Origin of the sequence: Paraherbaspirillum soli (assembly GCF_042654985.1) — a bacterium.
Lineage (GTDB): Bacteria > Pseudomonadota > Gammaproteobacteria > Burkholderiales > Burkholderiaceae_D > Paraherbaspirillum > Paraherbaspirillum soli.
This window is the reverse complement of the sequence record NZ_JBHSMT010000031.1, coordinates 97,378-111,596: the sequence shown is the minus strand read 5'-3', so window position 1 is coordinate 111,596 and position 14,219 is coordinate 97,378. Positions and strand designations below refer to the sequence as shown.

Genomic DNA, 14,219 nt, shown 5'->3' with positions numbered 1-14,219 from the left:
TGTCTTTAACGTTGTTTATGTAACGCGCAGTTGTCAGTTGCTAGGTCTCACAGCGTGTGATGCCTACTGACTGGATGCTGCAACTTTATAAGGAAATATCATGGAAATCGATATGCTTGACAATGCAACTCTGGGCACCGTGATTAAAGTCGTTGGCGTCGGTGGCGCGGGCGGCAATGCGGTCCAACATATGATTAACAAGGGCGTGTCCGGCGTTGAGTTCATCGCCGCCAATACTGATGCGCAGGCGCTCAAGCAATCGAAGGCGCACAACGTGATTCAAATCGGCGATACCGGCCTCGGCGCCGGCATGAAGCCGTCCGTCGGCCGCCAGCTGGCGGAAGAATCGCGCGGCCGCATCGAAGATGCCTTGCGCGGCGCGCACATGGTGTTTATTGCCGCCGGCATGGGCGGCGGCACCGGCACCGGCGCCGCACCGGTGGTAGCGCAGATCGCCAAGGAGCAAGGCGCGCTGACGGTAGCGGTGGTGTCGAAGCCGTTCTCGTATGAAGGCCAGAAGTGCATGGACGTCGCCGACGAAGGTCTGGAAGCGTTGTCCCAGCACGTTGATTCGCTGATCATCATCCTCAACGAAAAGCTCGAAGAGATTTATGAAGACGACAGCATGATGGAATGGCTGCAACACGCCGACGACGTGCTCAATAACGCCGTCGCCGGGATTGCCGAAATCATCAACGTCCCGGGCCACATCAACGTCGACTTCAACGACGTCAAGACCATCATGGGCGAACAAGGCAAGGCGATGATGGGAACCGCGACCGCATCCGGCGTGGATCGCGCGCGTCTGGCTGCGGAGCAGGCGGTCGCCTCGCCGCTGCTGGACGGCATCGACCTGTCAGGTGCTCGCGGCGTCCTGGTCAACGTTACTGCCAGCCGCAGCCTGAAGGGTAAGGAAATCAAGGAAGTGATGTCGACCGTGCGCGCGTTCGCGGCTCCGGATGCATCGATTGCACAAGGCATCGCTTACGACGAAAGCATGGGCGACGACATTCGCGTGACCGTGGTGGCCACTGGCTTGGGCCGGGCGCGCAAGGCGGTGCAACTGGTGCAAACGCCGATGCTGCGTACCGGTACTCACAATGAGCCAATGATGCAACACGGTCAGGCGACTGTCGGGGTGGGGCATGGCAGCACTTCGTTTGAAGGCATGAAGGCGCCGGCGGTATGGCGTCGCGAGTCGGCCTCCGACACGGTGCGCGCACTGGAAAAGAATGGCATGGAAACCTACGACATTCCGGCTTTTCTGCGCAAGCAAGCCGATTAAGCAAGCATGCCGAGCCCGGCATGAATTTGCAGAACAGGGCATACTGCGGGTTCCACGCCGCGTCGAAAGGCGCGGCGTTTTTCATTGGCAATGCCATAAATATATATAGACATAGACAAGGATTTGATTATGACCATCAAGATCGGCGATCGCCTGCCGGAAGGCAAATTAGCAGAATTCATCGAAACCGAGACAGAAGGCTGCGCGCTCGGACCCAATACATTTAATGTCAGCGACCTGGTCAAGGGCAAGAAGATTGCGCTGTTCGCAGTCCCTGGCGCATATACCCCGACCTGTTCGGCCAAGCACTTGCCGGGCTACATCCAGCATGCCGCAGAATTTAAGGCCAAAGGCGTTGATGAAATCTGGGCGGTGTCGGTCAATGACGCGTTCGTCATGGGCGCTTGGGGCCGCGACCAGAAAGCCACCGGCATCGTCCGTTTGCTGGCGGACGGCAACGCCGATTTCGTCAAGGCGCTGGGCCTGGATGCCGACTTCGGCAAGTTCGGAATGGGTGTTCGTTCCCAGCGTTTCTCGGCCTTGATCGACGATGGCGTGGTCAAGCAACTGAATGTCGAAGAAGGCGGCAAGTTTGAAGTCTCGAATGCCGAGACCTTGTTGGCGCAACTGGGATAAAAATTTATCCACGGCTGTTAAAAAACGGCGCTCCGAGCGCCGTTTTTGTTTTCCGTAGGTGAACGATAAAACGTTGTTTTTATCCAATAGCAGCTACACATCGTTACATCCATTTTTTTCGCAACACCTATAATTCCAATATGTTGAAACAACGTACCATCAAAAAAATTGTCAAGACGACAGGAATTGGCGTCCACTCCGGGACTAAAGTCGAATTGACATTGCGTCCGGCCGCAGCGGATACCGGGATTATCTTTCGCCGCATCGATCTGGATCCGGTAGTCGATTTTCCTGCCTATGCCACCGGTGTCGGCGATACCCGCATGGCCTCGGTGCTGGCGAAGGATGGCGCACGGGTGTCAACCGTCGAACATCTCATGTCCGCTTGCGCCGGCCTTGGCATAGACAATCTATATGTCGATGTGACGGCGGAAGAAATTCCGATCATGGATGGGTCTGCATCATCGTTCGTGTTCCTGCTGCAGCAGGCTGGCCTGGAAGAACAGAACGCCGCCAAAAAATTCGTCCGGATCAAAAAAGCCGTCGAAGTGCGTGAAGGCCAGGGCGACAAGGAAAAATGGGCGCGGCTGGAACCCTGTAATGGTTTCAAATTAAAGTTTTTTATTGAATTCAATCACCCGGCAATCGATGGCGCTGGTCAGACCGCTGAAGTCGATTTCAGCGTCGATTCCTATGTCAAGGAAATAGCGCGCGCGCGCACTTTCGGCTTCATGCAAGATGTCGAAACCATGCGCGGCTTGGGGCTGGCGCGCGGCGGTTCGCTGGAAAACGCGATCGTGATGGATGAGTACCGGATACTCAACAGCGACGGCTTGCGTTACGACAATGAGTTTGTCCGCCACAAGATCCTGGATGCCATCGGCGACTTGTATTTGATCGGTCACCCGCTGTTGGCAAGTTATACCGCGCACAAATCAGGGCATGGGCTGAACAACAAATTGCTGCTGGCCTTGCTGGCGCAACCCGATGCGTATGAAGTGGTCAGCTTCGACCAACTTGAGGCGGCGCCAAATGCGTATCAACGCCAGGTCGGCCAGGAATGGGCGTTGAACTAGGCTCCATCTTTGTAGCGCCTTACCAATGCCGTGAGCGCGTTTTTCAGCGCATCGTTGCGCGGCGAAGGTTCCAGTTCTCCTATCAGTGACGAGAATGCTGAAACTGCCTGAGGCGACATGTTGAGCTGCTTGACTGGCGCGGCTTTGTACTGATTTTGGCTAACTTGCACTTTGATTCGGATTGCATTAACCTGCCAATTTCCAGCTAGCAATTGATTTTGCAGCTTCGGCAGTTGCTGCTTCAATTTGGTGGCAAGCGCCGCATTGGGCGCCGACAGTACCAGTTGCCCAGCTTCAAACTGCAATACTTCGCAAGCGTTAAACATGGGCGGTAGTTCGGCGGCGCATTGCTTTTGCAAGGCTGCCATGCGTGTGACGGCGGGCAGCAACGATGCCATCCTGTCATTCCCCCGCAAAAAATCCGTGACGTCCCTGGATGTCTGAGTTACAGACTTGGAGCCTGTCGTCGCTTGCAAGTTAGAGAAATGTGAGAATCTACGCATGATCGTGAAACCTTATCACACCTGTGGCTCAATCAGCGCGCCACCGGAGCTGCAATGCAGGTAATTCTGCTGCACCCGCGTTTTAGTCGCGCAAAATCCATCACCTTAGGCGGCAAACATATTGCATTGATGGTTGGCGCTTTCCTTTTGTCGGTATTGCTGGCGACCGCGCTGCTGTATTTTTTGACTGTCCGTTATGCGGCCAGCATGCCGCTGTCGTTCCTCGGCAGTCCGTTGGCGCCGAGTGCAGGCGTCGGCGTGCAGGATAAAGATAAATACTTGAAAGAAAATCTGGCCGCGATGGCCGTCAAGCTGGGCGAGATGCAGGCCCAGTTGATGCGCCTGGACGCATTGGGCGAGCGGGTGCAGGGGCTGGCCGGGATCAAACCGGAAGAATTCAATTTCAAGAACCCGCCCGGACGCGGCGGCGCCGAGCCCAGCAGTGTCAAAGAGCGCAAGCCTGGCGACTTGAGCATGATCGACTTTCAGCATGCGCTGGATGCGTTGGCGCGCGACGTCGGTTATCGCGCCGATTATATGAACGTGGTGGAAACCGCGTTGATGAGCGACCGGATCAAATCCAAATTGTTGCCGACCAACCAGCCGGTCAACGTCAGTTATAACTCTTCCAGTTTCGGCTGGCGGGCCGATCCTTTCACCGGCCACAATGCCTTCCACGAAGGGCTGGATTTTCCAGCGTCGGTCGGGACCGCGATTGTCGCGGCGGCGGCTGGCGTCGTGATCGCAGCCGAATATCATCCGCAATACGGCAACATGCTCGACATCGATCATGGCAACGACATCATTACCCGTTATGCGCACGCGTCGCGACTGTTGGCCAAGGTTGGCGACATTGTGCAACGCGGCCAGCATATTGCCGATATCGGCACTACCGGCCGTTCGACCGGGCCGCACTTGCATTTCGAAGTGAGAATCAAGGGTGTAGCGCAGGATCCACGCAAATTTCTGAATGCCGGTACCGATTTCGCCAAAGTGGCGGCGCTGGCCGGGAAGAGGTGATGCGGATGCAAATCATGCATGGGAGTGCAAAGCCGGCGCAAATTGTAGCCCCAGCTATTGTTTCCTGGCGTATAACCCCAATGTGTCGGGGACTGCATGATAAAATTCCTCGTTTATTTAGCCACAGTCCGGTTTCGTGTCAATTCATCAGGTCGTCACGGAATTTCGCCGGCGCTTTTTTTAGAATCCAAGCATGTCATTACTGACCCAGATTTTCGGTAGCCGCAACCAGCGCCTGCTCAAGCAATACAAAAAAGCCGTCCGTCAAATCAACGCGCTCGAACCGGCAATGGAGATATTGTCGGATGCCGAACTGCAAGCCAAGACGCCGGAATTCAAACAGCGCATCGCCAATGGCGAAACGCTGGATGCGCTGCTGCCGGAAGCATTCGCAGTCTGCCGCGAAGCCGGCAAACGCGTCTTGAAAATGCGCCATTTCGACGTTCAGCTGATTGGCGGCATGACCCTGCATTACGGGAAAATTGCCGAAATGGGCACCGGCGAAGGCAAGACTCTGATGGCGACATTGCCGGCGTATCTGAATGCGTTGTCCGGCAAGGGCGTGCACGTGGTGACCGTCAATGATTATCTGGCGCAACGCGATGCTGAATGGATGGGGCGCCTGTATAGCTGGTTGGGCCTGACCACCGGCGTCAATCTGTCGATGGTCGAGCATGACGCCAAGCAGGTTGCCTACGCCGCCGACATTACTTACGGCACCAACAACGAATTCGGCTTCGACTTCCTGCGCGACAATATGGTGTACGACGCTGCCGACCGCGTCCAGCGCAGCTTGAATTTCGCGGTTGTCGATGAAGTTGACTCGATCCTGATCGACGAAGCGCGTACCCCGTTGATTATCTCCGGGCAAGCCGAGAACCATACCGACCTGTATTACAAGATCAATGAAGTGCCACCGCTGCTGACCAAGCAGATTGGCGAAGAAACGCCGGATGGCAAGGGCCAGGTGGAAGTCCCCGGCGATTACACCATTGATGAGAAGGCGCATCAGGTGTTGCTGACCGAAGCCGGGCATGAACGGTCCGAGCAGATTCTGACCCGAATGGGCTTGCTGGCCGAAGGCGCATCGCTGTATGACGCCGCCAATATCAGCCTGATTCACCATCTGTACGCCGCCTTGCGCGCGCACAGCCTGTATCACAAAGATCAGCATTACGTGGTGCAAAACGACGAAATCATCATTGTCGACGAGTTCACCGGTCGCCTGATGCAGGGGCGCCGTTGGTCGGACGGCTTGCATCAAGCGGTAGAGGCCAAGGAAAAGGTCAAGGTTCAGAACGAGAATCAGACCCTGGCCTCGGTCACGTTCCAGAACTATTTCCGCATGTACGGCAAGCTGGCCGGGATGACCGGCACTGCCGATACCGAAGCCTACGAATTCCAGGAAATCTACGGACTGGAAACCGTCGTGATTCCGCAAAATCGGCCGAATCAGCGTAAGGACCGGCAAGACCAGGTTTATAAGAGCGCGCAGGAAAAATACAACGCAATGCTGAAGGATATTCAGGATTGCTATGAGCGCGGGCAGCCGGTGCTGGTAGGCACCACTTCGATTGAAAATTCCGAATTGCTGTCGGGAATATTGAGCAATGCCAAGCTGCCGCACAATGTGCTGAACGCCAAGCAGCATGCACGTGAAGCGGAAATCATCGCCCAGGCAGGTCGTCCCAAAGCCATCACTATCGCGACCAATATGGCCGGTCGCGGTACCGATATCGTGCTGGGCGGGAACGTCGAGAAGCAGATCCAGTTCATCGAAGCCGATGCGGCGCTGAGCGAAACCGAAAAGCAATTGAAGTCGCAAAAACTCAGCGATGAATGGCAATCGCTGCATGAGCAAGTGGTCAATGCCGGCGGCTTGCATATCATCGGTACCGAACGTCACGAATCGCGCCGGGTCGACAACCAGTTGCGCGGCCGCGCTGCACGCCAGGGCGATCCAGGCTCGTCGCGCTTCTATCTGTCGCTGGACGACGCGCTGCTGCGTATTTTTGCCGGCGACCGCGTGCGCGCCATCATGGACCGGCTGAAGATGCCGGAAGGCGAACCGATCGAAGCCGGCATCGTGTCGCGTTCGATCGAATCGGCGCAGCGCAAGGTGGAAGCGCGCAACTTCGATATCCGCAAGCAATTGCTGGAATACGATGACGTCGCCAACGACCAACGTAAAGTCATTTATCAACAGCGTAATGAATTGCTGGAGGCGCAAGGCGTGTCCGAGGTAGTTACCTCGTTGCGTCATGGCGCGTTGACCGATACCTTCCGCATGCATGTGCCGGAAGAGTCGCTCGACGAGCAATGGGATATCCCGGGACTCGAAGCCGCGCTGGCCAATGAAGTGCATTTGACAGTGCCGCTGGGCGCGATTCTGAAGGCCGAGCCGAACCTGACCGATGAAGAGCTGCTGGAGCGTGTATTGGCGGCGGCAGATGAAGCGTATGCGGCCAAGGTCAACGTGGTCGGCCAGGAGTCGTTCGCCGGCTTCGAGCGTAGCGTCATGTTGCAAAGCGTCGACAGCCACTGGCGTGAACATTTGGCGGCGCTGGATCATTTGCGCCAAGGGATTCATTTGCGCGGTTATGCGCAGAAGAACCCGAAACAGGAATACAAGCGCGAGGCGTTCGAGCTATTTGGCCAGATGCTTGAGCTGATCAAGAATGACGTGGTCAAGGTGGTGATGACCGTGCGCATCGAAAGCCGCGAAGAAATTACGGCGGTCGAAGAAGAGTTGTCGCAATCGCATCTCGAAAACGTGCATTATCAACATGCCGATTTCAACCCTAACGCGGCGGCCGAAGAGTTGCTGGCGCCGACCGCACACGGTGACGAACATAATGTGCAACCGCAGGTCCACGCAGTGCCGAAAGTCGGACGCAACGATCCATGCCCATGCGGCAGCGGCAAGAAATACAAGCAGTGTCACGGCCAGTTGGCTTAATCAACATTAGGCCGTTGCAAGACAAGAAGGGCAGGGAAACCTGCCCTTTATCTTTGGTGGACACAGATCTCCCGATCAGCTTCGATCCGCTTTAGAATAACGACCTGAAATGTCCGACAGACTCCTAGCGCAAATCCGTGCTTGAGCCGGATTAATCAATATCTGCACACAAACATTTATATCTAGTTAAGGATTCCCATGGCTGTCAATTCCCCTATTCCTGTTGCTGCTGACCTGAAGCCCGTGGCCGGTATCGAGCTTGGTCACGCCGAGGCTGGCGTGCGCAAAGCGAATCGCAAGGATTTGCTGGTCATGAAGCTGGCGCCGACGGCGACCGTGGCGGGGGTTTTCACGACTAACCGCTTTTGTGCGGCGCCGGTCCAGGTAAGCAAGGCCCATCTGGAGGCCGCTGAAATTTCCGGCGAGCCTATTCGTGCGCTGGTGATCAATACCGGTAACGCTAACGCCGGTACCGGCGAAGCCGGATTGGCGGCGGCCAATGCGACTTGTGAAGCACTGGCCAATTTATTGGGATGTCATGCCGCGCAAATTCTGCCGTTCTCAACCGGCGTGATTCTCGAACAATTGCCGGTTGACCGCGTTACCGCCGGTTTGCCGCAGGCGCTCCGGAATCTGAATGAGGACAACTGGTTCAATGCGGCGGAAGCGATCATGACCACCGACACGCAGCCGAAAGCGGCATCGCGCAGCCTCACCATTGAAGGCAGAAGCGTGAACATGTCCGGCATCAGCAAGGGCGCCGGCATGATCAAGCCGAACATGGCGACCATGCTCGGCTTCCTCGCGATCGATGCGAAAGTCTCGCAATCGGCGCTGGAGCAAATGGTGAAGCAGGCCGCCGACCGCTCGTTCAATTGCATCACGATCGACGGCGATACCTCGACCAACGATTCGTTCATGCTGATCGCCACCGGCGCCGGGGAACTGGAAGTGACCAGTGTGGAGTCGCCGGAATACGCCGCGCTGGCAGCTGCAGTGACCGAGTTTTCGCAGCAGCTGGCGCAGATGATCATCCGCGATGGCGAGGGCGCGACCAAATTCATCACGGTGACGGTGGAAGAGGGCAAAGATGTGGCGGAATGCCGCAAGATTGCCTATTCGATTGCGCATTCGCCGCTGGTCAAAACAGCCTTCTTTGCTTCCGACCCGAATCTCGGACGGATTCTGTGCGCGATTGGTTATGCCGGGATTGACGATCTCGATGTCAGCACGCTGGATCTGTACCTGGACGACGTGCTGGTGGCTAAAAGCGGCGGGCGCAATCCTGAATACCAGGAAGCGGACGGCCAGCGCGTGATGAAGCAAAGTGAAATCACGGTGCGTGTAAAGCTGGCGCGCGGAACTGCCGATGCGACCATCTGGACTTGCGATTTGTCGCACGATTACGTGTCGATTAACGCCGATTATCGGTCCTGATTCGTCAGCCATGACCCAGCTAGACCAGTTCCTCATCCGCGCTGAAGCGCTGCTGGCGCGGATCGAATCGATTCTGCCGCAAGCCGACCCGGTGCCGGACTTGCAGGCCGCCAGCGCCTTCCGCTGGCGCCGCCATGCGGGCAAAGCCGGCCACGGCGGCGGCTACCTGCAAGCGGTTGCGCATATCTCCGCTATCGCCTTGTCGGATTTGCATAACATCGAACCGCAAAAACAGCAGATCGACCAGAACACGCGTCAGTTTGTCGATGGCAAGCCAGCCAATAATGTATTGCTGACCGGTGCCCGCGGCACCGGCAAGTCGTCGCTGATCAAAGCCTGCTTGAACCAATACGCATCGCAGGGTCTGCGTTTGATCGAAGTCGACAAGGACGATTTGGCTGATCTGCCGGATATTGTCGACCTGGTTGCAAATCGTCCCGAGCGCTTCATTATTTTTTGCGACGATCTCTCGTTTGAGGAGGGTGAAAGCGGATACAAGGCGCTCAAGGTGGCGCTGGACGGCAGTATTTCAGCGCAGTCGGACAACGTGTTGATTTACGCGACCTCCAACCGCCGCCATCTGCTGCCGGAACGGATGTCCGACAATGCCACGTACAAGCATACCGAGGACGGCGATCTGCACCCCGGCGAAACCGTCGAGGAAAGGATCTCACTGTCGGAGCGATTCGGCTTGTGGGTATCGTTCTATCCATTCAAGCAAGACGACTATCTGGATATTGTCGCTCATTGGCTCAGTCATTTCGGCTGCGATGCCGAGCAGATCGCAGAGGCTCGTGCCGATGCCTTGCGCTGGGCACTGCAACGAGCGTCCCGTTCCGGTCGGGTGGCATGGCAGTTCGCCAGGGATCATGCTGGTCGGATGGCAAAATAGTGCGCCCTTGCGGGCTTCCCTCCCACTCTTTAAGCATCGTCTCCATTCAAGTATGAGCACAACATCCAATTCCCCGATCGCCTCCCCGGTGAATGTCGCGGTCGGCATTCTGATGAAGCCGAACGGCGACGTGCTGCTTGGGCAGCGGCCTGCTGGCAAGCCGATGGCTGGGTATTGGGAGTTCCCCGGTGGTAAGGTCGAGCCGGGAGAATCGTTTTTCGACGCTTTAAAGCGCGAGTTGCTGGAAGAGTTGGGGGTCGAAATCGCTTCCGCCGAGCCCTGGTGCGGGATTGAGCATCAGTATGCGCATGCTCACGTGCGATTGCATATTTACATCTGTCGCGAATGGCGCGGCGAACCGCAGAGCCTGGAAGGGCAGGCTTTCGCCTGGCAAGGCAGTGTCGGCGTTGAGCCGCTATTGCCGGCGGCGATTCCTATGATTGAATGGCTGGATGAATTGCGTAGTGAAATCGGATTGGCGGCCTGATCCTATTGCATCCGAGCCGAGGCGAATCAGCGTCGCCCAATGTGAACGGGCTCTTACGGCACTTTGCTATCATCGTCAATATCGTCCGGCGGGTTGACTGCCGGGATCGTGTATTTCTCTTCAGCCCAGGCACCTAAATCAATCTGCTTGCATCGTTCCGAGCAAAACGGCCTGAACTTGTTGGCCGCAATCCATTCAACTTTTTTGCCGCAGGTCGGGCAATCGACAGTGGTAGTCATACAAAAATCATTCAAAAATCTGGTTAAAAATTACACAGGGTCAGCTCGAACGGCACATCGCCTTCGTATGCCTTCGGTTTGAGGTCGCCACCCTGCGAAGTGAAACGTACCCAAAGCATGTACTTATTGGCGGATATTTCCGGGATTGCCGCGAGTTGGTTGTCGATGATCAAGCGCAGCATCTGATATGACTTGCCTTGCAGCATTTGCTGGTAACTGCCGTTTTGCGCGTTTATTTTGACGGAATTGCCGGTTTCGCGTAACAGCCGCAGCACGATGCCGATCGCGTCGAATAATGGCGCCAGCGGTTCGAACCAGCCGACGATATCGGCATAACGTCGTTCCGCGGAGTGCTGTTGCCAGGCGTAATAGGATGGCAAGTCGAATTCGCAAGCGCCGCCCGGGATGATGGTGCGCCCGCGGATGCTCATCAACCATTCGTTTTCGCGGATGTTCTGGCCGGTCTTCCCTTGCGTCGCCATCAGCGCGGCGCTGATCCGGTCCAGCTCCTGAAGTATGGCGTCCAGCATTTCCGGCGCCACATTCGGATTGGATTTGAAGCCAAGCAGGGTTTGCCGTTGCCGTTCCAGTTCTTGCAGCAGGTCGGACTTCAAATCGGCGCGTCCGGCAACTTCCAGCATTTCGAAAATGGTGGACAGCGCGACATGGTGTTGGAGCGGGCTTTCCTGCTGCACAAAGAAAATGAATTTCTCGTGCAGGTCTTCCAGCCGCAACAAGGTGCGAATGCGCTCGTTGAAAGGATATTCGTAGACAATCAAAGTGACATCCCTTAATGATTTGAGCCAGACAAGCTGTGATTCTGAACCATGCGCAGGGAAATTACAAATGCCCCTTATGTTTAGGGCCTGTTGCCTTAGGCAGCGCGAACCGGTTTGCCGTCTTCAAGCAAGCTGTCGAGCTGTTCGTCAGGGCTGATTGAGTGACGCATATAGCGCGTGTAGTCGTTCCACTTGCGGCACCAGCGTCGCGGGATCGCTGTCATTGAGAATGATGTCATCGGCTGCCTGCAAGCGTTGCTGTCTTGAGGCCTGTGTCGCCATGATGGCGCGCACTTGCGGCTCGCTCAGGGCATTGCGTTGCATCACCCGGCGGATCTGGACCTGCTCATCGCAATCAACTACCAAGATGCGGTCCACGCGTTGTTTCCAGGTGCCGGACTCGACCAGTAGCGGTACCACGAATAGCAGATACAGGCCGCTAGCTTGTGCGGCTGCATGCATGGTTTCGGTCCGAATCAACGGATGTAAAATCGCTTCCAGGCGTTGCTTGGCGGTCGGGTCGGAAAATACGTGGGCGCGCATTTTGGCGCGATCCATGGCGCCGCTTGTGGTGATGAAAGCATCCCCGAATTCGGCCCGGATCGGGGCAATCGCGATACCGTCCGCAGCGGTTAATTGGTGGGCAATGGCGTCGGTGTCGATGACCGCCGCGCCGCGTTCGGCAAACATGTTAGCGACCGTGGTTTTCCCGCTGCCGATGCCGCCGGTCAGGCCGACTGAGAAGCGATGATTTGCTTGGCGTTGATGAGCGACATCGTGCGGGTTCATACAGGCTTATACAGCGAAGCTGAAATAAGTTTCCAGGATCGGTTTGCCATAAAGTAGGGCCAGCATGCCGGAGGCAGCCAGATAAGGACCAAATGGTATCGGTTTTTCGCGCCCACGGCGGGTGAAGACGATCAGTGCAATCCCAACCACTGCCCCTACCAGCGACGAGAACAGGATGATAATGGGGAGCATTTTCCAGCCCAGCCAGGCGCCCAGCGCTGCGAGCAGCTTGAAATCGCCGTAACCCATGCCTTCTTTGCCGGTCAGCAGCTTGAAGACCCAGTAAATCGACCACAACGCCAGGTAGCCGGCCGCTGCGCCGATCACGGCGTCGCTCAGCGGTACGAACAATCCGAATAAATTAAGCAGCAGGCCGCACCACAATAAGGGCAGCGTCAGGTCGTCCGGCAGCAATTGCGTATCGGCGTCGATAAAGGTCATCGCGATCAGCAGATAGGCGAATACCAGCGTCGCCAAGCCGGCCCAGCCGCTGCCAAAATGCCAGATCAAAAACGCCGACAGTACGCCTGTCAGCGTTTCAACGATGGGGTAGCGTGCCGAGATCGGCGTTTTGCAGGCGATGCATTTGCCGCGCAGGACCAGATAACTCAGTACCGGAATATTCTCCAGCGCGCCAATCTGGTGATGGCATTTCGGGCAGGCAGAACGGGGAACGACGAGATTGTAGCGATCGGTATGCGGCAATGGCTTGCCGCTTTCGTGGGCGACATAATTGTCGGATTCGCGCTGCATCATTTGCGGCAGCCGATGAATCACGACATTCAAAAAACTGCCGACCAATAAACCGAAAATACCAGCAATAACGGCGGGAAGCAGATTTCCCGCCGCCAGGAACAAAATCCCATCTTGCATCAGACCACCGAACCCAGTTTGAAGATTGGCAGGTACATTGCAACCACCAGGCCACCGATCAGCACACCCAGAATCACCATGATCATCGGCTCCATCAGACTCGACAGCGATGCCACCGCGTCATCGACTTCGGCTTCATAGAAGTCGGCGACCTTGCCCAGCATTTGATCCAGCGAGCCAGACTCTTCGCCGATCGAAACCATCTGCGTCACCATATTGGGGAACACGTTGGCGTTTTCCATCGCTGCCGTCAAGCTGGTGCCGGTGCTGACTTCGCCTTGAATTTTTTTGGTCGCATCCAGATAGACTGCATTGCCGGAAGCGCCGCCGACAGAATCCAGCGACTCGACCAGAGGCACACCGGCGGCAAACATGGTCGCCAGGGTACGGGTCCAGCGTGCAATCGTCGCCTTGCGGATGACTTCACCGAAGACTGGCACTTTCAACAGCAATTGGTCCATGAAGCGCTGCATTTTCAACGAGCGCTTCCAGGACTGGAAGAAGAAATACAAGGTAACAAACAGGCCGCCGAATATAATGTACCAGTTGGCCACGACAAAATCCGAGATATTCATGACGACTACCGTCGGCCCCGGCAAATCGGCGCCGAAGCTCTTGAAAACCTCCTTGAACGCCGGCACCACCCAGATCATGATGACCGCGGTGACGACAAACGCCACGGCCAGAATCGACACCGGATAGAACATGGCCGACTTGATCTTGCTCTTGATGGCGAGGGTTTTTTCCTTGTAGATGGCGAGCCGTTCCAGCAAGTCTTCGAGAATACCTGCCTGTTCGCCGGCGCCGACCAGATTGCAAAACAACGGGTCGAAATACAATGGGAATTTGCGGAACGCCTGGCTCAAGCTGGTACCGGTTTCAACATCGCCCCGGATGTCATTGACCAGCTTTGACACGGATGGATTGGCATGACCTTTGGCGACGATATCGAACGACTGCAATAGCGGTACGCCGGCCTTCATCATGGTCGCCAGCTGACGCGTAAACAGCGAGACGTCCTTCTCGGAAATCTTCTTGCCGCTTCGGAAAGTCTTCTTTTTGACCTTGGTGACCAGGATACCCTGGCGACGCATGGTGACGTTGACCACGGTCTCGCTGCCGGCCCGCAGCTCGCCGCGTACCACTTTACCCTTCTTGTCTTTACCTTCCCAGATATAGACGAACTCCTTGACTTGGCGTGCGCTGGTTAGATTGCGTGCGGCAGTTGCCATGAACTATTCCCC

14 protein-coding genes are annotated in these 14,219 nt (G+C 56.3%); 8 read left to right on the top strand and 6 right to left on the bottom strand.

Annotation, left to right across the window (positions count from 1 at the left end):
- The first annotated feature begins 100 nt into the window (after positions 1-100).
- From ftsZ to lpxC, 3 genes are all read left to right on the top strand, one after another.
- Complete coding sequence (gene ftsZ, locus ACFPM8_RS21200; protein WP_379000735.1) at positions 101-1,285, top strand: cell division protein FtsZ; 1,185 nt, start codon at positions 101-103, stop codon at positions 1,283-1,285.
- Positions 1,286-1,414: 129 nt separating this feature from the next.
- Positions 1,415-1,921 carry a peroxiredoxin gene (locus ACFPM8_RS21195; RefSeq protein WP_379000733.1) on the top strand — a complete coding sequence of 169 codons (507 nt, stop codon included), beginning with the start codon at positions 1,415-1,417 and terminating at the stop codon, positions 1,919-1,921.
- Between the two features lie 140 nt (positions 1,922-2,061).
- Complete coding sequence (lpxC, locus tag ACFPM8_RS21190) at positions 2,062-2,997, top strand: UDP-3-O-acyl-N-acetylglucosamine deacetylase (RefSeq protein WP_379000731.1); 936 nt, start codon at positions 2,062-2,064, stop codon at positions 2,995-2,997.
- Here lpxC and ACFPM8_RS21185 read toward each other — a convergent pair.
- Positions 2,994-3,395, bottom strand: a complete 402-nt coding sequence (locus tag ACFPM8_RS21185) for a DciA family protein (protein ID WP_379000729.1) — start codon at positions 3,393-3,395, stop codon at positions 2,994-2,996. The genes lpxC and ACFPM8_RS21185 overlap by 4 nt on opposite strands.
- 159 nt (positions 3,396-3,554) lie before the next feature.
- Here ACFPM8_RS21185 and ACFPM8_RS21180 point away from each other — a divergent pair, with 159 nt between their 5' ends.
- From ACFPM8_RS21180 to mutT, 5 genes are all read left to right on the top strand, one after another.
- The gene (locus ACFPM8_RS21180) at positions 3,555-4,520 is read left to right on the top strand and encodes a M23 family metallopeptidase (protein ID WP_379000727.1); all 966 of its coding nucleotides are present in this window, start codon (positions 3,555-3,557) and stop codon (positions 4,518-4,520) included.
- Between the two features lie 193 nt (positions 4,521-4,713).
- Positions 4,714-7,479, top strand: a complete 2,766-nt coding sequence (gene secA, locus ACFPM8_RS21175; protein ID WP_379000725.1) for a preprotein translocase subunit SecA — start codon at positions 4,714-4,716, stop codon at positions 7,477-7,479.
- 198 nt (positions 7,480-7,677) lie between these two features.
- The gene (argJ, locus tag ACFPM8_RS21170) at positions 7,678-8,916 is read left to right on the top strand and encodes a bifunctional glutamate N-acetyltransferase/amino-acid acetyltransferase ArgJ (protein WP_379000723.1); all 1,239 of its coding nucleotides are present in this window, start codon (positions 7,678-7,680) and stop codon (positions 8,914-8,916) included.
- A gap of 10 nt (positions 8,917-8,926) precedes the next feature.
- Positions 8,927-9,808, top strand: a complete 882-nt coding sequence (locus ACFPM8_RS21165) for an ATP-binding protein (protein WP_379000721.1) — start codon at positions 8,927-8,929, stop codon at positions 9,806-9,808.
- 52 nt (positions 9,809-9,860) lie between these two features.
- Complete coding sequence (gene mutT, locus ACFPM8_RS21160; RefSeq protein ID WP_379000719.1) at positions 9,861-10,295, top strand: 8-oxo-dGTP diphosphatase MutT; 435 nt, start codon at positions 9,861-9,863, stop codon at positions 10,293-10,295.
- A 53-nt stretch (positions 10,296-10,348) separates the two neighbouring features.
- Here mutT and yacG read toward each other — a convergent pair whose 3' ends face one another.
- The 5 genes from yacG to ACFPM8_RS21135 all read right to left on the bottom strand — a co-directional run bounded on the left by yacG (position 10,349) and on the right by ACFPM8_RS21135 (position 14,207).
- Positions 10,349-10,534, bottom strand: coding sequence for a DNA gyrase inhibitor YacG (yacG, locus tag ACFPM8_RS21155; protein WP_379000717.1), 186 nt, complete (start codon positions 10,532-10,534; stop codon positions 10,349-10,351).
- Between the two features lie 23 nt (positions 10,535-10,557).
- The gene (gene zapD / locus ACFPM8_RS21150) at positions 10,558-11,313 is read right to left on the bottom strand and encodes a cell division protein ZapD (protein WP_379000715.1); all 756 of its coding nucleotides are present in this window, start codon (positions 11,311-11,313) and stop codon (positions 10,558-10,560) included.
- Positions 11,314-11,460: 147 nt separating this feature from the next.
- On the bottom strand, positions 11,461-12,102 hold the full coding sequence (gene coaE / locus ACFPM8_RS21145; RefSeq protein WP_379000713.1) for a dephospho-CoA kinase: 642 nt from the start codon (positions 12,100-12,102) through the stop codon (positions 11,461-11,463).
- A 6-nt stretch (positions 12,103-12,108) separates the two neighbouring features.
- Positions 12,109-12,975, bottom strand: coding sequence for a prepilin peptidase (locus ACFPM8_RS21140; protein WP_379000711.1), 867 nt, complete (start codon positions 12,973-12,975; stop codon positions 12,109-12,111).
- Complete coding sequence (locus tag ACFPM8_RS21135) at positions 12,975-14,207, bottom strand: type II secretion system F family protein (RefSeq protein ID WP_379000709.1); 1,233 nt, start codon at positions 14,205-14,207, stop codon at positions 12,975-12,977. The genes ACFPM8_RS21140 and ACFPM8_RS21135 overlap by 1 nt, the downstream gene beginning before the upstream one ends.
- Positions 14,208-14,219: the final 12 nt, after the last annotated feature.